Annotated in this window: 12 protein-coding genes; 11 read left to right on the plus strand and 1 reads right to left on the minus strand. The window is 61.2% G+C overall.

Annotated elements, in window-relative coordinates:
* Positions 1-144 precede the first annotated feature (144 nt).
* The 6 genes from G4C92_RS12555 to G4C92_RS12580 all read left to right on the plus strand — a co-directional run bounded on the left by G4C92_RS12555 (position 145) and on the right by G4C92_RS12580 (position 7,188).
* Positions 145-777, plus strand: coding sequence for an ECF transporter S component (locus tag G4C92_RS12555; RefSeq protein WP_274940173.1), 633 nt, complete (start codon positions 145-147; stop codon positions 775-777).
* Between the two features lie 165 nt (positions 778-942).
* The gene (locus G4C92_RS12560) at positions 943-2,088 is read left to right on the plus strand and encodes an FprA family A-type flavoprotein (protein ID WP_274940174.1); all 1,146 of its coding nucleotides are present in this window, start codon (positions 943-945) and stop codon (positions 2,086-2,088) included.
* Positions 2,089-2,526: 438 nt separating this feature from the next.
* Complete coding sequence (mgtE, locus tag G4C92_RS12565; RefSeq protein WP_274940175.1) at positions 2,527-4,011, plus strand: magnesium transporter; 1,485 nt, start codon at positions 2,527-2,529, stop codon at positions 4,009-4,011.
* A 150-nt stretch (positions 4,012-4,161) separates the two neighbouring features.
* Positions 4,162-5,106: an AEC family transporter gene (locus G4C92_RS12570; protein WP_274940176.1), complete on the plus strand. Its 945-nt coding sequence runs from the start codon at positions 4,162-4,164 to the stop codon at positions 5,104-5,106.
* Positions 5,107-5,199: 93 nt separating this feature from the next.
* Entirely contained in the window at positions 5,200-5,859 is a 660-nt protein-coding gene (locus tag G4C92_RS12575) for a lysoplasmalogenase (protein ID WP_274940177.1), read from the plus strand.
* A 192-nt stretch (positions 5,860-6,051) separates the two neighbouring features.
* Positions 6,052-7,188, plus strand: a complete 1,137-nt coding sequence (locus G4C92_RS12580; protein WP_274940178.1) for a class I SAM-dependent methyltransferase — start codon at positions 6,052-6,054, stop codon at positions 7,186-7,188.
* Between the two features lie 92 nt (positions 7,189-7,280).
* Here G4C92_RS12580 and G4C92_RS12585 read toward each other — a convergent pair whose 3' ends face one another.
* Positions 7,281-7,922, minus strand: a complete 642-nt coding sequence (locus G4C92_RS12585; protein ID WP_274940179.1) for a helix-turn-helix transcriptional regulator — start codon at positions 7,920-7,922, stop codon at positions 7,281-7,283.
* Between the two features lie 132 nt (positions 7,923-8,054).
* Between G4C92_RS12585 and ssnA the strand changes: the two genes are divergently transcribed.
* The 5 genes from ssnA to G4C92_RS12610 all read left to right on the plus strand — a co-directional run bounded on the left by ssnA (position 8,055) and on the right by G4C92_RS12610 (position 17,498).
* A complete protein-coding gene (gene ssnA / locus G4C92_RS12590) occupies positions 8,055-9,395 on the plus strand; it encodes a putative aminohydrolase SsnA (protein WP_274940180.1) in 1,341 nt (446 codons plus the stop codon).
* A 12-nt stretch (positions 9,396-9,407) separates the two neighbouring features.
* Positions 9,408-12,461: a putative selenate reductase subunit YgfK gene (gene ygfK / locus G4C92_RS12595; RefSeq protein WP_274940181.1), complete on the plus strand. Its 3,054-nt coding sequence runs from the start codon at positions 9,408-9,410 to the stop codon at positions 12,459-12,461.
* 128 nt (positions 12,462-12,589) lie between these two features.
* A complete protein-coding gene (locus G4C92_RS12600; protein ID WP_274940182.1) occupies positions 12,590-13,084 on the plus strand; it encodes a 4Fe-4S binding protein in 495 nt (164 codons plus the stop codon).
* A gap of 12 nt (positions 13,085-13,096) precedes the next feature.
* The gene (locus G4C92_RS12605) at positions 13,097-16,048 is read left to right on the plus strand and encodes a molybdopterin cofactor-binding domain-containing protein (protein ID WP_274940183.1); all 2,952 of its coding nucleotides are present in this window, start codon (positions 13,097-13,099) and stop codon (positions 16,046-16,048) included.
* A gap of 73 nt (positions 16,049-16,121) precedes the next feature.
* On the plus strand, positions 16,122-17,498 hold the full coding sequence (locus G4C92_RS12610) for a YgeY family selenium metabolism-linked hydrolase (protein WP_334299948.1): 1,377 nt from the start codon (positions 16,122-16,124) through the stop codon (positions 17,496-17,498).
* Positions 17,499-17,508 lie beyond the last annotated feature (10 nt).

A 17,508-nucleotide genomic window follows, 5' to 3' on the forward strand; every position in this document is an offset into this window, starting at 1 on the left:
AATGTGGTCATATAAAATATCGCAAAACTGGCTATATACATAGAACCAGATTCGACTATAATGAAGAAAACCTGTGAAAGCCAATCATTTTTGTAGGATTACGAGGAAAATGACCGGCGCAGCGATTCAGAAGGAGGAAACAGTATGTCACAGTCTACGGCAGCCGTTACGGACGCGGGAAAGAGCCGCGCCTGGACCGCGCAGAGAATCGCCTTCATCGGCGTATCGGCGGCGCTCAGTTTTATCGCGTATGAGTTTTTCCGTGTCCCGAACGTCTTCGGAACCGGCTCGTCCTTTCACCTCGGCAATACCTTCACCGCGCTGACCGCGATGCTGCTGGACGGCGTCTCCGGCGGACTTGCCGGCGCGATCGGTCTTTCGATGGCGGATATTCTGGCCGGCGATCCGGGGTATGCGGTCAGCACCTTCATCCTGAAATTCATCATCGGCATCGTCTGCGGACTGACGGCGCACCGTGGCTTCCATCTGCGGTCGCTCAGAGCGAAGCAGACGCCGAGGAAAAAGTACCTGACGGCCGTCATCGTCAGCGCGCTCAGCGGCCTTCTTGTCAATGTGGTGACGGATCCGGTGATCGGGTACTTCCGGGACCGTTTCATCTTCGGACAGCCGGTGCAGTTCGTGAACTACGCGGTGAAGATTGCGGCCGGCGTGACGCTGGTCAATTCGCTGCTTTCGACGGTCTGCGCGGCGGTGCTGTATCTGGCACTTCGGCCGGCTCTGGAAGCGGGCCATCTGATCCCGGCGTCCGGAAAATAAGCGGCTGGATGAAAGCGGGCAGATCCCGCTGAAAGACAGGATGGGGATCCGGCGATGCCGGGTCCCTTTTCGTCTTCAGGCGATGGAAAAGCTTTGACTCAGATGCGTTTCTATAATATAGTGAATCCGGACGGCCGGAGCAGCCGGCCCCGGAAGGAGACAGCAATGACAGAAGATATCCGATATATCGGCGTCAATGACCATCAGGTGGATCTGTTTGAGGCCCAGTACCCGGTGCCGCACGGAATGTCCTATAATTCCTACCTGATCATGGACGAAAAGACCGCGGTGATGGATACGGTGGACATCCACTTCACGGACGAGTGGCTGAAAAAACTCGCCGGCGAGCTTGGCGGACGGAAACCGGATTATCTGATCGTACAGCATATGGAACCGGATCACTCCGCGAATATTCTTCATTTTCTGGAGACATATCCGGATGCCACGGTGGTGGGCAATGCGAAGACCTTCGCGATGATGGACCAGTTCTTCCGCCTGCCGGAGAACATGAAGCGGCTTCTGGTGAAGAACGGGGATACGCTGACGCTGGGACGTCATGTGCTGACCTTTGTGTTCGCACCGATGGTACACTGGCCGGAAGTGATGGTGACCTATGACAGCACAGCTCATGTGCTGTTCTCGGCTGACGGCTTCGGCCGGTTCGGCGCGCTGGACTCAGGGGAAGAAGGCTGGGACGACGAGGCAGCCCGCTACTATATCGGGATCGTCGGCAAGTACGGCATGCAGGTACAGAATCTGCTGAAGGCGGCGTCCGGACTGGACATTCGGACGATCTGCTCCCTTCACGGTCCGGTGCTTGAGGGAGACCTCTCCCATTACCTCGATCTCTATAACAAGTGGTCCTCGTACACGCCGGAGCTCTCCGCCGTGACGCTGGCGTACACCTCCGTCTACGGCCACACGAAGGAAGCGGTGATGCTTCTCAAAAAGGAACTGGAGGCGGCCGGGACAAAGGTATTCCTCTTTGACCTTTGCCGGGACGACATGACGGAGGCTGTGTCCTACGCATTCCGCACGGATCGCCTTGTACTCGCGACGACGACTTACAACGCGGATATTTATCCGTTTATGCGCGATTTCATCGAGCGTCTGACGGAGCGGAATTTCCGGAACCGGAAGATCGCGATGATCGAGAACGGGAGCTGGGCGCCGATGGCGAAAAAGGTGATGACCTGCCTTCTCGGGAAGTGCTGCGGCCTTACCTTCGCGGAGCACTGCGTGACGATCCGGTCTGCGCTCAGCGACGCGAACAGGGCGGAGATCGCTGCGCTGGCAAAGGAGTTGGCGTAAGCTTCCTCACGAGGCAGTCCGGCGGGCGCCGGAGTGCTTTGCGGGTGAGGCGCATGAACGACCGGCCGCGGGCTGCATTATCAGCCGGGAGGCCGGGTACTGAAGACTGGACAGGAAAGCGAGGTGACAGCGGTATGGATACGGACCATGATCGACGATGCAGCTGCCGCCGCGGGGGTCAGTCCGCCGCTTTCTCTGTCAGAAGATTTTTCCGCGCGTGATGACGCGCGGTTCCCTCTTCGCATACGGAAGCGCGGTCCCTGCCGGCGGTATTCGCCGTGCATGGGACCGCGTTTTGTGTCTGCAGGTCAGCCGCATGACGCGGATCGAAAGACAGAGGCGGTCATTCGGCCGGGAACAGGCCGGCCGACTGCATGTTCATAAAGACGCACGCCGGGCGGAGCCGATCCGTCCCGGCGGAAGAAGAGAGGGAGTCCGATGAGCGACAGAGAGAAGGAACGGGAGTCGGGGCTGGCCGCCCCGGCGGAGACAGAACAGCAGAACAGCCATGAGCATGAGGCTGAGGACTTCGAGAGGACGAGACGGCTGAAGCAGCAGATTCTCGGCCTGCTTATGAAGAAAAAATACAAGGAGCTGCGCGACGCGACCAGCGACATGCATCCGGCCGATCTCGCGTCCGTGCTGGAAGAACTTGATGAGAACAACCGGCTGGTGGTGTTCCGGCTGCTGCGAAAGGACGCGGCGACCGAGGCGTTTACGTTTATGTCGGACGACGCCCGGTCGGAGCTGGTGGAAGGGTTCTCCGACGCCGAGATCGTCAATACGATCGAGGAGATCAGTCTGGACGACGCGGCCGACATGCTGGAGGATATGCCTGCCAGCGTGGTGAAGCGTGTGCTGGCGAAGTCGTCAAAGAAGACAAGGGATTCGCTGAACAAGCTGCTGCATTATCCCGAGTATTCGGCCGGCTCAATCATGACGCCCGAGTACATCCGGTTCCGGGAGAACCTCACCGTCCGTCAGGCGCTGGAGGAAATCCGGAAGCAGGGACCGGACGCCGAGACGGTGTATACCGGCTATGTGGTGGACAAAAACCGGCTGAAGGGCGTCGTCAGCGCCCGCGATCTGCTGCTCAATGATCCGGACACGCCGATCCGTGATCTGATGGACGAGAATCTGGTCTGCGTCAAGGTGACGGACGACCAGGAGTATGTGGCGCATCAGCTCGCGAAGTACGACTTCAACGCGATGCCGGTCGTGGATGATGAGGGCATGCTGGTCGGAATCGTCACGATTGACGATGCGGTGGACGTCCTGGTGGACGAGTCCACCGAGGACATGCAGAAGATGGCCGCGATCATCCCGGAGGACCAGACGGCAAGCTATTTCGGAACCAGCGTATGGCAGCACGCGAAGCAGCGGATTCCCTGGCTGCTGATCCTGATGCTGTCCGCTACGTTCACGGGCATGGTGACGGAGCACTACGAGGCGGCCTTCAACGCGATCCCGCTGCTGGTTTCCTTCATGCCGATGCTGATGGATACGCCGGGCAACTGCGGCAATCAGGTCTGTACGCTGATGGTGCGCGGACTGGCGCTGGGAGAAGTGACCGTCCGGGATATGGGAAGGGTAATCTGGAAGGAACTCCGGGTCGCCGCGATCGTGGGGCTGATTCTCGGGGCCGTCAACGGCGCCCGGATTATTCTGATGTACGGCGTGTTCGCGAAGCATCCGGATCCCTATGCGTTCCGCTATGCACTCGTCGTCTCGGTGGCCCTGTTCGGAGCGATCATCATGGCGAAGCTGGTGGGAGCGGTTCTGCCGCTGTTCGCGAAGCTGATCCATCTGGATCCGGCGATTATGGCGACGCCGTTCATCACGACCATCGTGGACGCCTGCTCGCTGATCCTGTATTTCCATATCGCGGAGACGATTTTCGCGGCGGAAATCGGCGCGGTATAAGGGTTCGGACCGGACCGGCGTATGAGGGCCCGGGACATGAAACGGTCCGGGTGAAGCAGCCGCGGAGAGGGCGTGCGGCGGAGAGCGGAGCGGCCCGGAGCAGATGCTTCTTCCGGAATCCGGGAGATCGAAGAGGAGAGATTTGCTTTCATGAAGGACCTGATGTTCAGTCTCAACGCGACGGTGCCGGTTTTTCTTCTCATGGTGCTGGGATGCATGATGCGCCGGTCCGGGCTCATCAGCGCGCGTTTTGCCGCGTCGATGAATACCTTCGTCTTCAAGGTGGCCCTGCCGGTCAATTTATTCGCCGAGCTGTACGGCGTGAACATCCGGAAGCTGTGGGACGGGGGATACGTGCTGTTCTGCTTCGCCGCGACGCTGTTGTCCGCCGGGATTGCACTGGCTGTTTCCTTTCTGTTCCGTGAACGGTCGGTCCGCGGAGAGTTCGTACAGGGCGCGTACCGGGGCAGCGCCTCCCTGCTCGGTATGGCCTATATCGAGAACATCTACAGGGACGGATCGGTCGGCACGCTGATGATGCTGGGCTGTGTGCCCATCTACAACATCATCGCCGTCGCAGTGCTTTCCCTGATGAATCCGGACGGCGGGAAGATGGACGGAAACAGGATGCGCCGCACGCTTGCCGGGATCCTGACAAATCCGATTATCTGGGGCATTCTGCTGGGCTTTGCATGGGCGCTGTCCGGCCTTCCGATGCCGGAGATACCGGCGAAGACGATCGATTACATCGGACGGATGGCCTCGCCGATGGGACTTCTCGCGCTCGGAGCCAGCCTTGACTTTCAGGCGATCGGGAAGCAGATGAAGCCGATCCTCACGGCCTCTTTCCTCAGGCTGATCGGGTTCTGCGCGATTACGTCGCTGATGGCGGTTCACTTCGGCTACCGGGACCAGAAACTGGTCGCTTCCGTCATTATGTCGGGATCAGCCGCGACGGTGGCAGGCTATGTGATGGCGAAGAATATGGGGTATCGCGGAGCGGTGTCGTCCGGCATCGTGATGGTGACGACGGTGATGAGCTCCTTCACGCTCACATTCTGGCTGTGGCTGTTCCGCTCGCTTGGTTATATCTGAAGGAAAGGAACGGAGGCGCGACGGGAGATTCCGGCGCGCCTCCGTTTGACGATCCGCCATTCCCGCACGGAAAAGCGGGAGGAAGGAGGTACTATGAGTCTGGCATCCGTTCTGTTTCTCGCGGTATATCTGCTGCTCTCGGCAGTCTACGTGGCCGGCGTCTTCGCCGGAAAGGAAGAAATGATCCGGAACCGGATCAAGCCGCTGCTGATGCCTTCCCTTCTCGTGTTCTATCTCTCCGCGGCGCATCCGGCGGAGCCTCTGGTGATCTGGGCGCTTGCCCTCGGATTCCTCGGAGACGTCCTGCTGATGAGCAGCCGGCTTGCGCTGCTGGCTCTCGGATGCGTCAGCTTTCTGGGCGGACATCTATGCTATGCGGCTGTGTTTGCGGGGCGGATTACGTGGAGCGGATTTCATCCGGTGATGGCGGTTCTTGCCGTCTATCTCGTGGCGGCGGTGCTGGCGGTCAGAAAGCTTTGGCCGGCGATGGATATCGGACCGGGACGCGGAGTCTGTCTGATCCCTGTGCTCGCCTACATGGCGGCGATCGTGACGATGAGCTTTCTCGCCGTTTTGTACGCCGCGCTGGGCGGCCGTCCGGGCGGAGCCGTCTCCGCGGCCGGCTCGCTGCTGTTCATCGTGTCGGACACCGTGCTTGCCTTCGGGTTCTTTCTTAAGACGTCACAGAAGGCGGTGATGCCGACTTATCTCGCGGCCCAGATGATGATCGTCGCAGGCTTTCTTGCCGGATGACGGGAAGAAGACGCAGAGAGGCGTATCCTGTTCGCACTGCTGCCGTAAGGTGCGGGTCACGCGGAACCGGAGCGCGCCGGACGAAGCCGCGGATGTTTTCAACCTGCCGGCTTTGTGGTAAAGTAGGGCATATGAGCTCCGGAGGCGGCCTTCTGACAGCCCCGGGCATCGAGAAGAAAAAGGGGAAGAACAATGCAGATCGAAAACTCAGAACAGATCCGACAGAGGATCGGCCGGCTTATCGCCGACCGGAATCTGAATGTGAATATGAACCGCACGCTGGCCGCTGCCGTCAACGGGAGCAGACCGCCGGAAAATCTCGCGGAGATCGATGAGACGGCGGAGCGGTACCGTCAGGGCATGAAGGAGAAGAAGGTCGATCTCACGCCGGAGGAGGCAAGAGTGATGACGATCCTGATGGGCCTCGTCAAAGACCGGTATGCGGACCTGTTCAAAAATGCCGCTGACGAGAATTATGTGATGGCCTGCATCGCGAAATTCAGCCGCTGGTTCACGAAGGATACGTTTGCGGAGAACCCGTTCCTTAAGAAGATCCGTCTGGAGAATGTCGGCGCCGGTGATTACCGCATCGGCCAGATCGCGTTCCTGCCGGGACAGCTTTTCGTCTATAACACCCCGAAGCGAGGACCGCTGCGCGCCATCGACATGCCGCGTATCGCCGCGTTCAACGAGGAAGTACGCTTTCCTGCCATCCTGAAGGAGAGACGGGCCGTGAAGGCGGTGACGCCCAACGAGATCCTGACCATCGACCCTCATATCCGGGCGGCGAAGGGAAACGTACTGGCTCTCGGCTGCGGAATGGGCTATTTCGCTTATATGGCTTCGCTGAAGGAAAATGTGAAGACGGTGACGGTGGTGGAGAAGGATCCGGCGATTCTCGAGATCTTCGAGGATCACCTGCTTCCCCAGATGGAGACGAAGGACAAGATCACGGTGATGGAGGACGATCCGGTGGACTTCGTCAGCGATCTGGACGACGGTATTTACGACCGGTGCTTCTCCAACTACGGAGATCTGGACGGGTATCTGGCGCTGGTGAAGGCGTGCCACCGCTTCAGGGAGATGAAGACGACCTACTGGCTGGAGGACGCTTTCTGCACCAATCTGGTCACCTACGTCTATCTGGTGATCCTGAACAGCTTCTACAAGGCGGCGGGGCTTAAGGAACTGGACTTCTCAAAGGCGCCGGAGGGGGAGAAGAAACGGTTCGCGATGATCGATCAGCTTCTTGCCAATGCATCGGTGGAACGGCCGGAGCAGATCGACTCCTATATGGATCCGGCCAATCTCGTCTATCTGCTGCGCTGAGCGGCGGACGGGGACAATAAGGGGGGCGGCGCGTCTGACGTCTTGGTCAGATGCGCCGCCCCCTTATTGTCTATGCGTCCGTCAGTGCCGTCTCATGATTCCTGCTTCGCCTCGTCCAGGTAGCTGTAGAGCGTGTATTTCGAGATACCGAAAACCTGACAGATCTTCGGTCCGGACTTGGTGATCAGAAAAGCGCCTCTGTCGTTCAGAAAGCGGATCGCGCGGACCTTTTCATCCTTTGACATCAGGGCGACGGGCTTTCCCACCAGTGAGATGCTCTGCTGGATCAGCGTGTCCAGCAGGTCGGTGACGCTGGTCGTGATCTGTTCGGGCTCGACGCCCGGGACGTCCAGCGCATGGTAGGCGTGGAGGTACTGCTCCATCGCCATCGTCAGCGTGATGTCCGTGTTGATGCCGAGGATGCCGATCACCTCGCCCTTGTTTCCGCGGAGATAGATGGTGCTGGATTTCAGAAGTTTGCCGGTCTCTGTCTTCGTGAGGTACGAGAGACGGTCGGTGAGACGGTCCGGATCGGAACGGAGAGCCTCGATGACGACCTTTGACGGGCCGTCGCCGATCTTGCGTCCGGTGATTTCTCCGTGCTCGATGGCGACGATGGAATGCTCGGGATCCCGGGCCCGGAGATCATGCACGACGAGTTCGGTGGAAGGGCCGAAATGATCGGCCAGATCATGGATCAGACGGGCGTAATAGCGGATATCCGGTGCATTCATACGAGGCCCCCTTACACTTTTTTAGGTTCGATAACAATTTAACAACTTTCGGCTCAAAATGCAATGACTATTCAAGCTGACAGATATATAATGAATAGTACCAGAATAAATCGGAAAAAGGAGGGATGAATTATGCTGATGCTTGGCAATGGCATGGTCTTGACACGAGATCCGGAAAACCCGTTCTTACGCGACGGCGCCGTGGTGATGGACGGCGATACCATCCGCGAGGTCGGGGATTCCGGGACGATGCGGAAGAAGTATCCTGATGCGGAGTTTGTCGACGCGAAGGGTCAGGTCATCATGCCCGGCTTCATCAACGCGCACACCCACATCTACAGCGGTCTCGCACGGGGACTCTCCATCGAGGGCAACAATCCGACCAACTTCTTCGAGGTGCTGGACGGGACGTGGTGGGCCATTGACCGGAAGCTGACCCTTGACGGCACCCGCGCCAGTGCCTACGCGACGATTCTCGACTGCATCCGGGACGGCGTGACGACGATCTTTGACCACCACGCTTCCTTCTGCGAGATTCCCGGCTCTCTCTTCGCGATCCGGGACGTGGCGAAGGAACTCGGGATGAGGGCCTGTCTCTGCTATGAGGTTTCCGAGCGGGACGGCGAGGAGAAGTGCGATCAGGCGATCCGGGAGAACGCGGAGTTCGCACGCTGGGCTGCGAAGGAGGACGATGACATGATCCGCGCGATGTTCGGCGGGCACGCGCTCTTCACCATCTCCGACCGGACCTTCCGGAAAATGGTCGAGGCCAACGACGGACTCACCGGCTTCCACATCCATGTCTCGGAAGGAATGAACGACGTCTGGGACAGCCTCCGGAACTACGGCTGCCGGCCGGTTGAAAGGCTGCTTGACAACGACATCCTCGGACCGCGGACGCTGCTTGGCCACTGCATCCATGTGAACGGAGCCGAGATGGATATCATCCGCGAGACCGGGACGATGGTGGTCAACAACCCTGAGTCGAATATGGGAAATGCAGTCGGCTGCGCGCCGGTCCTGCAGATGATGAAGAAGGGCATCCTCGTCGGTATGGGAACGGACGCCTACACACACGATATGCTGGAGTCGCTGAAGGTCTTCCTCATCATCCAGCGGCACAACGCGGGACTTCCGAACGTGGGATTCGGGGAAGGAACGAAGATGCTCTTCGAGAACAACCGGATCATCGCCTCAAAGTATTTCAAGAAACCGCTCGGCATCCTGAAGCCGGGAGCGGCCGCGGATGTCATCGTGATGGACTACCGTCCGTTCACACCGTTCTCGGACGCCAACGCGGACGGCCATATGCTGTTCGGTATGATGGGAAAGAACTGCCGCACGACGATTATCAACGGGCGCGTTCTCTATAAGGACCGCGAATTTGTGAATATCGACGAGGATAAGATCAACAACTGGACCATGGAGCAGGCGAAGAAGCTCTGGGGGAGCCTGAACCGCCGGACGTACTGAGGAGGATATGAGATGAGTGACGTGATGAGACCGATTCCCTATCCGCAGCTGCTGGACTGGGTGCTCACGGAATACAGGAACGAAGGGAGTATCTTCGGCGTCTCGAAGATCATACGTCATACCGACGGGTGCGCGCTGAGTCTTTTCGGTGAGAAGACGGAGGCGCCCTTCGGGCCGGCGGCCGGACCCAACACCCAGCTGGCGCAGAATATCGTAGCGGCCTATGCGGCCGGCGCACGGTTCTTCGAGCTGAAGACCGTGCAGAAGATGGATGGCCGCGAGCTGGCGGCCTGCGTGCCGAAGCCCTGCATCGCCGCCGGCGACGAGGGCTACAACTGCGAGTGGTCGACGGAGCTGACAGTGGAGCAGGCATATGAGGAGTATGTGAAGGCCTGGTTCCTCTGCAAGGTTCTGGCGAAGGAGCTGGGACTGGGCGATCCGGACGGCTTTATCTTCAATATGTCCGCCGGTTATGATCTGGACGGAATCCGGACGCCCAAGATTGACGCTTTCATCGAGGGAATGAAGGACGCCTCGGCCCGTCCGGTCTTCGCGGAGTGCCGGGAGGCGACGCGAAAGGCCGTGCAGGAAGGACGGCTTGAGCGGGTGGACGAGTCGTTTGCGGACTGCATTTCCCCGCATATATCCCGTTCCATCACCGAATCGACGCTGCACGGATGTCCGCCGGCCGAGATCGAGCGGATTGCCACCTATCTGCTGGAGGAGAAGGGGCTTCATACTTTTATCAAATGCAATCCGACGCTGCTCGGCTATGACTTTGCCCGGACGACCCTGGACCGGCTCGGATTCGATTACGTCGCGTTTGACGACCACCATTTCCGGGAGGACCTGCAGTGGGGCGACGCCGTTCCGATGCTTCAGAGGCTGACGGAGCTTGGCAGGAAGCTTCAGCTGACATTCGGTGTGAAGCTGACGAATACATTCCCGGTGGACGTGAAGGCCGGCGAGCTTCCGAGCCAGGAGATGTATATGTCGGGACGCAGCCTGTTTCCGCTGACGATCGAGCTGGCGAGAAGAATCAGCGAAGCCTTCGGAGGTCAGATGAGGATCAGCTTTTCCGGCGGCGCTGACGCAGGTAATCTGGCGGCGCTGACCGGCGCGGGTATCTGGCCGGTGACGATGGCGACCAATCTGCTGAAGCCGGGCGGCTATCAGCGCCTGAGCCAGATGGCTTCTCTGACGCAGAAGCTCACTGCGGAACAGAACGGGTCCGCTGTGTTTGGCGGCGTCGACACGGCGGCGGTGGCTGCGCTGGCGGAGGACGCGCTGACAAATCCCCGGTACCGGAAGCCGGTGAAGGGAACGCCGGACCGGAAGTCGGAGGAGCCGCTTCCGCTGATGGACTGCTTCATCGCGCCCTGCCGCACGGGATGCCCGATCCGTCAGGATATTCCGGCCTATCTCCACGCGCTGGAGGAGGGACGGAACGAGGACGCGCTGAAAATCATTCTTTCCCGGAATCCGCTGCCCTTTACGACCGGCACGATCTGCCCGCATACCTGCACCGACCGCTGCATGCGGAGCCACTACGAGGAGGGCGTGCATATCCGCAGGATGAAGCTTTTTGCGGCTGAGACAGCATTTCAGACCGTGAAGCCCTCGATCCGGCCGAAGCCCGCGCGGACCGGACGGCGGATCGCCGTGGTCGGCGGAGGCCCGGCCGGGCTGGCCGCGGCGTCTTTCCTCGCACGGGAAGGATTTCCGGTCACGGTCTTCGAAAAAAGAGAGCAGGCAGGCGGCGTGCCGCGATGGGCGATTCCGGCGTTCCGGATTTCATCCGGCGCGATCGACCGGGATGTGGAGCTGGCGCTTTCTTTCGGGGCGGAGATCCGGACCGGACGGGAGGTCTCGTCCGTCGCGGAGCTGAAGGCGGAGGGATTTACGGATGTGATCGTATCCTGCGGCGCGTGGGCGCCCGGACGCAAGGTTCTCCCGGACGGCGCGGATCTCGACGCGCTGACGTTCCTTGTGAAGGCGAAGGAGGATCCGGCGGGACTTCAGACCGGCGAGGACGTCGTGGTCGTCGGCGGCGGCAACACGGCGATGGACGTGGCGCGCGCCGCGGCGCATCTTCCCGGCGTGAAGCATGTCCGCCTTGTTTACCGCCGGACGAAACGGTATATGCCGGCCGATGAGGAAGAGCTTCAGGCGGCGGTCGCGGACGGCGTGGAGTTCCATGAGCTTCTGTCGCCGGTGTCCCTTGCGGACGGAGTCCTGACACTGGACGTGATGAAGCTGGGCGATCCGGATGCGTCCGGACGCCGCGCTCCGGTTTCATCGGGCGTGACGGTCCGGATGGCAGCGTCCTGCGTGATCTCTGCGGTAGGCGAACGGGTGGATGCATCTTTGCTGAGAGACGCAGGCGCTGAACTGGACGCCCGGGGTCTTCCGGTGACGGATGCGTGGAACCGGACCACGGTGCCTCATCTCTATGCGGCCGGAGACGGCCGGAGGGGCCCGGCGACGGTGGTGAAGGCTATCGCCGACGCCCAGCGGGCGGCTGCCGCCATCTGTGCGGAGGCGGACGGCGTGACAGAGGAAGAGGCGGACCGGAATCTGTTCGGCGCCTTTGAGGAAGACAACGCCTCACTTCCGGCTGAAGAGGCGAAGGCAAGAAAGGGACGGATCGAGCCGGATACCACGGCGCTGCCGGACCGGCGGTGCCTCGGCTGCGCCGGTGTCTGCGAGGTCTGCACGGACGTCTGCCCGAACCGGGCCAACATTGCAGTCCGTGTGCCGGGCCTTTCGGAGGAGCAGATCCTTCATATCGACGGGATGTGCAACGAGTGCGGCAACTGTGCGGTCTTCTGTCCGCATACGGGCCGTCCGTACCGGGATAAGCTGACGCTGTACTGGACGGAGGAGGATTTCCTGAATTCGGAGAACACCGGATTCCTGCCGCTCGGCGGGACGCGGGTGCGCATTCGCCTTAACGGGACGGTGCGTGATCTTGACGCGGGCGATCCGCACTGCGGTCTTGATGAGCCGCTTCGGAAGCTGATCGTCACGGTTCTCACGGACAAGCCGTATCTTTTGAGAAAATAAGGCAGCCGGATCCCGGCTTTGCCGGGATCCGGAACGCCGGTATGTCCGGTGTCTGCATCTTGATGCGGCGGGGGCCCGGCTTCGAAGGCGGAGGCCGGCTGACGCACTGCGCGGAGGGAGAACAGCGGATGGAGAGAAAGGGCAAAATGAGGGCTGTCGTCGCGTGCGCGGGCGGCTGCGAACGGAAGAGTGACGGGACGCGCGCGTGCCGGTACGGCTGTCTGGCCTGCGGCGCCTGTGCCGCGGCCTGTCCCCGCGGCGCCATCCGCATTCTGCGGACAGGCCGGGGGGAGGCCGCACAGAGCGACCAGACACGCTGTATCGGCTGCGGACAATGCGTCAGTGCCTGTCCGCAGCATCTGATCCGGCTTGTGCCGGCGGAGAACCGGATTCAGGTGATCTGCTCGAACCGGGATCCCGGACGGGAGGCGCGGACGGAGTGCCCGAACAGCTGCATCGGCTGCGGACGGTGCGAAAGGGTCTGTTCATCCGGTGCGATCCGGCTTGAGGGCGCGCTGGCCGTGATCCGGGAGGAGAAGTGCATTGCATGCGGGATGTGCGCCGTGAGCTGTCCGCGAAGCGTGATCCATGACGCGGACGGTCTGCTTTCTGATCCCTGGTGAGGAGGAGAACGGTTGGAAGAATACACATTTACCGTGAACGGGGCGGTATGCCGTACGGCGGAGAAGACGTCCCTGCTGCGCTATCTCCGGGATGAGCTCCGGCTCTACTCCGTGAAAGACGGATGCAGCGAGGGTGCCTGCGGGACCTGTACGGTGATCGTCGACGGCGTCGCGGTCCGGGCCTGCGTGATGACGACGGAGAAGGCGGCCGGACACCGGATTCTGACGGTGGAAGGGCTCTCCGTCCGTGAGAAGGAGGCCTTTGTCTGCGCTTTCGGCTCAAGCGGCTCTGTGCAGTGCGGCTTCTGCATTCCGGGGATGGTGATGGCAGGAAAGGCGCTGCTCGACCGCTGCCCGGATCCGGCGGAGGAGGAAATCCGAACCGCGCTCCGCGGCAATCTGTGCCGCTGCACCGGGTACAAGAAGATCGTCGAGGGGATCCGGCGGGCCGCCGCGATCCTTCGCGGAGAGGCGCAGCCGGAGGACTTCGAGGCGGATGAGGACATCCGCGTCGGCAGGAGAACCTTCCGTGTGGATGTGAGGAGAAAGACGCTTGGCTATGGCAAGTACCCGGACGATATCGGACCCGAGTACTTTGTACCGGAGGGAAGCCGGCCGGAGTTTTTGAATCCGGACGTGAAAGGGGACGCGGGCATCCGCTCGTTTGTGACGGTCGGTTCCTCGATGCCGCCGATGGCCTACGCCTCCTGCGTCCGGTCCCGATACCCCCGGGCGAGGATTCTGAAGATCGACGCCTCCCGGGCGCTTGCGCTTCCCGGCGTGCTCCGGGTGCTGACCGCGAAGGACGTACCCTGCAATAAGGTAGGTCATATTCAGCAGGACTGGGATGTGATGATCGCGGAAGGCGATGTCACAAGGTATGTGGGAGACGCACTTTGTCTGGTGGTCGCGGAGTCGCCCTATATCCTCGCGAAGGCAAAGGCACTGGTGAAGGTGGAATATGAAGAACTGGAGCCGGTGCGGAATATCTTCGAGGCGAGGACGGAAGGCGCGCCCCGGATCCACGAGGATACGCCCGGCAATCTCTGCCAGTCGCGTCATGTGGTGCGGGGCGACGCGAAGGGCGCGCTCGCCCGCTCGGCCCATGTGGTGACCCGGCACTTCGTCACGCCGTTTACGGAGCATGCGTTTCTGGAACCCGAGTGCGCGGTGGCCTATCCGTACCGGAACGGCGTCAAGGTGCTTACTACGGATCAGGGGGCTTACGACACGAGACGGGAGATCCTGACGATGTTCGGATGGCAGGATACGCCGGACCGGGTGGTGGTCGAAAATCAGCTCGTGGGGGGCGGCTTCGGAGGCAAGGAGGATGTGACAGTTCAGCATCTTGCGGCGCTGGCCGCGTGGATCTGCCGCCGTCCCGTGAAGGCGAAGCTGACCCGGAGCGAGTCGCTGGCGGTGCATCCGAAGCGGCACGCGATGGACGCCACCTTCACACTGGGCTGCGACGAAGAGGGAAACTTCACGGCGCTCGACTGCGAAATCAACTTTGACACGGGGGCCTACGCCTCGCTCTGCGGTCCGGTGCTGGAACGGGCCTGCACCCATGCGGTAGGGCCGTACCGCTATCAGAATACGGATATCCGCGGGTACGGCTACTACACCGACAATCCGCCGGCCGGCGCTTTCCGCGGCTTCGGCGTCTGTCAGAGCGAGTTTGCGCTGGAATCTCTGATCAATCTGCTGGCAGAGGAGACAGGCCTTACGCCCTGGGAAATCCGCTACCGGAACGCCATTGAGCCGGGAGAGACGCTTCCCAACGGACAGACGGCGGATCTGTCCACTGCGCTGAAGGAGACGCTGGTGGCGGTGAAGCCGTATTTCGACGCCCATCCCGGCCGCGCGGGCATCGCCTGCGCCATGAAGAACGCCGGCGTCGGCGTCGGACTTCCGGACAAAGGACGGGCGCGCCTTGAGGTGCGCGGCGGTGTCGTTTCCATCTATTCGGCGGCGTCCGACATCGGGCAGGGGTGTCTGACGGTTTTCTGTCAGGATGTCGCCGAGGCCACCGGACTTCCGCGGGATCGGATTCTGAACGGCATCGCTTCGACGGAGAATGCACCCGACTCCGGCACCACGTCGGGCTCACGGCAGACGCTTCTGACCGGCGAGGCGGTCCGGGGCGCGGCCTTCCTTTTAAGAGATGCCATGGCAGCGGTGACGATGACCGGAGATCCGTCGAAAGTGGCGGAGACGCTGCTCAGCGGCATCGGCCTTGAGGCGGAGCCGCTCAATACCGAAGCGGCTTACGGAACCGGAACCGGCGACGCTCCCGGCGCCGGGAAGGGGCCCTTCGTCAGCCGGCGGATTCATATTGCGGCGGACGGTGCGATATGCGGGGAAGGGAGCGGCCTCAATCAGGGTACCTACGGAGAGAACGGCACCCAGAGCCGGATCCACGGCGCGCCGGTGCCGGATCCGGAAAGGGCTCTGTCCATGCTGGAGGGATTCGATTTCTGCTACGAATACTACGAGCCGACGGATCCGCTCTCAGCGTACCGGAAGGAGCATCCGAAGAGCCATATCGCCTACGCCTACGCCACCAATGTGGTGGTGCTGGACGACGCAGGCCGCGTCACCGACGTGTACGCTGCCTATGACGCGGGCCGCGTCATCAATCCGCTCTCCATCGAGGGTCAGATCGAGGGGGGCGTGCTGATGGGACTCGGTTACGCGCTGACCGAGGACTGGCCGCTTAAGGAGTGCGTCCCGACGGCGCGCTTCGGGACGCTGGGCCTCTTCCGCGCGCCGGACGTTCCCCGGATTCATGCGATCTGCGTGGAGAAGAAGGAGCTGCTGGGCGTGGCCTACGGTGCGAAAGGGATCGGAGAGATCACGACGATTCCGGCCGCGCCGGCCTGTCAGGGCGCGTATTATGCCTTTGACCGTCGGTTCCGCACGACGCTGCCGCTTCCGGGGACATTTTATGCATCTCGGCCTTGACGGGAGCCCGGCGGATGGTATGATAGAAATAGATCTAACAAAAAGTAAGGCAACCAGAAAAAGAGGTGGAATGATGGAGCTGGATTATTCTGCAATCAAACAGGCGGCAGAGAACGCAAAATCGGAGATGAGCCGTTTCCTCAGAGAGATGATTTCCCATCCCAGCGAGAGCTGCGAGGAGGAAGCCGTCGTCCGCTGCATCAAGGCCGAGATGGAGAAGGTCGGTTTCGACAAGGTGGAGATCGACGGACTCGGCAATGTCATCGGCTGGATGGGCGAGGGAGAGAAGATCATCGCCATCGATTCCCATGTGGATACGGTGGGGATCGGGAACCGGGCCAACTGGAAGGAGGATCCCTACAAGGGATACGAGACGGATGAGATCATCTACGGCCGCGGCGGCTCCGATCAGGAGGGCGGCATGGCGGCGGCCGTCTACGGCGCGAAGATCATGAAGGACATGCATCTGATTCCGGAAGGCTACCGGCTGATGGTCGTGGGTTCCGTGATGGAGGAGGACTGCGACGGACTCTGCTGGCAGTACATTGTCAATAAGGAGCATATCCGTCCTGAGTTCGTGATCTCGACGGAGCCGACGGACGGAGGCATCTACCGCGGGCACCGCGGAAGGATGGAGATCCGTGTGGATGTGAAAGGCGTCAGCTGCCACGGGTCCGCGCCGGAGCGGGGCGACAACGCGATCTACAAGATGGCCGACATCATCGCCGATGTCCGGGCGCTGAACAACAACGGCTGCGACGATTCCACCCAGATCCGCGGTCTCGTGAAGATGCTGGATCCGAAGTATAATCCCGATCACTACGAGGACGCGCGCTTCCTCGGCCGCGGCACCTGCACGGTCTCCCAGATTTTCTATACATCTCCGAGCCGCTGCGCGGTGGCGGATTCCTGCGCGATTTCCATCGACCGCCGCATGACGGCCGGCGAGACCTGGGATACCTGCCTCGACGAGATCCGTTCACTGCCTTCCGTGAAGAAGTACGGCGACGACGTGAAGGTTTCGATGTATATGTACAGCCGCCCGTCCTGGAAGGGCACGGTCTATGAGACGGAAGCCTATTTCCCGACCTGGATCAACAAAGAGAGCGCGGCGCATGTGAAGGCTCTGATCGATGCCCACAAGGCGCTGTTCGGTGACCGCCGCAGGAGTCCGGAGAGCCAGAAGGAGATCCGGAACCGTCCGCTGACCGACAAGTGGACCTTCTCCACCAACGGCGTCTCGATTCAGGGCCGCTACGGTATCCCGTGCGTCGGCTTCGGGCCGGGTGCGGAGAGCCAGGCGCACGCCCCCAACGAGATCACATGGAAACAGGATCTGGTGGACTGCGCGGCGATGTACGCGGCCGCGATCGCCCTCTATCCGACAGAGGAGAAGACGGACGACATCACGGAGTACCGCGGCGGGAAGACAAACAACCACATCGAGTGAAACGGGCCCG

It is taken from the genome of Chordicoccus furentiruminis (genome assembly GCF_019355395.1).
Taxonomy (GTDB): Bacteria; Bacillota; Clostridia; order Lachnospirales; family Lachnospiraceae; genus Chordicoccus; species Chordicoccus furentiruminis.

What these genes read in the sequence shown, in the direction of transcription:
- G4C92_RS12560 (WP_274940174.1), top strand. Translation starts at nt 943, where the DNA reads ATGACAGAAGATATCCGATATATCGGCGTCAATGACCATCAGGTGGAT.
- mgtE (WP_274940175.1), top strand. Translation starts at nt 2,527, where the DNA reads ATGAGCGACAGAGAGAAGGAACGGGAGTCGGGGCTGGCCGCCCCGGCG.
- ygfK (WP_274940181.1), top strand. Translation starts at nt 9,408, where the DNA reads ATGAGTGACGTGATGAGACCGATTCCCTATCCGCAGCTGCTGGACTGG.
- G4C92_RS12585 (WP_274940179.1), bottom strand. Translation starts at nt 7,922, where the DNA reads ATGAATGCACCGGATATCCGCTATTACGCCCGTCTGATCCATGATCTG.
- G4C92_RS12570 (WP_274940176.1), top strand. Translation starts at nt 4,162, where the DNA reads ATGAAGGACCTGATGTTCAGTCTCAACGCGACGGTGCCGGTTTTTCTT.
- ssnA (WP_274940180.1), top strand. Translation starts at nt 8,055, where the DNA reads ATGCTGATGCTTGGCAATGGCATGGTCTTGACACGAGATCCGGAAAAC.
- G4C92_RS12600 (WP_274940182.1), top strand. Translation starts at nt 12,590, where the DNA reads ATGGAGAGAAAGGGCAAAATGAGGGCTGTCGTCGCGTGCGCGGGCGGC.
- G4C92_RS12610 (WP_334299948.1), top strand. Translation starts at nt 16,122, where the DNA reads ATGGAGCTGGATTATTCTGCAATCAAACAGGCGGCAGAGAACGCAAAA.
- G4C92_RS12575 (WP_274940177.1), top strand. Translation starts at nt 5,200, where the DNA reads ATGAGTCTGGCATCCGTTCTGTTTCTCGCGGTATATCTGCTGCTCTCG.
- G4C92_RS12555 (WP_274940173.1), top strand. Translation starts at nt 145, where the DNA reads ATGTCACAGTCTACGGCAGCCGTTACGGACGCGGGAAAGAGCCGCGCC.
- G4C92_RS12580 (WP_274940178.1), top strand. Translation starts at nt 6,052, where the DNA reads ATGCAGATCGAAAACTCAGAACAGATCCGACAGAGGATCGGCCGGCTT.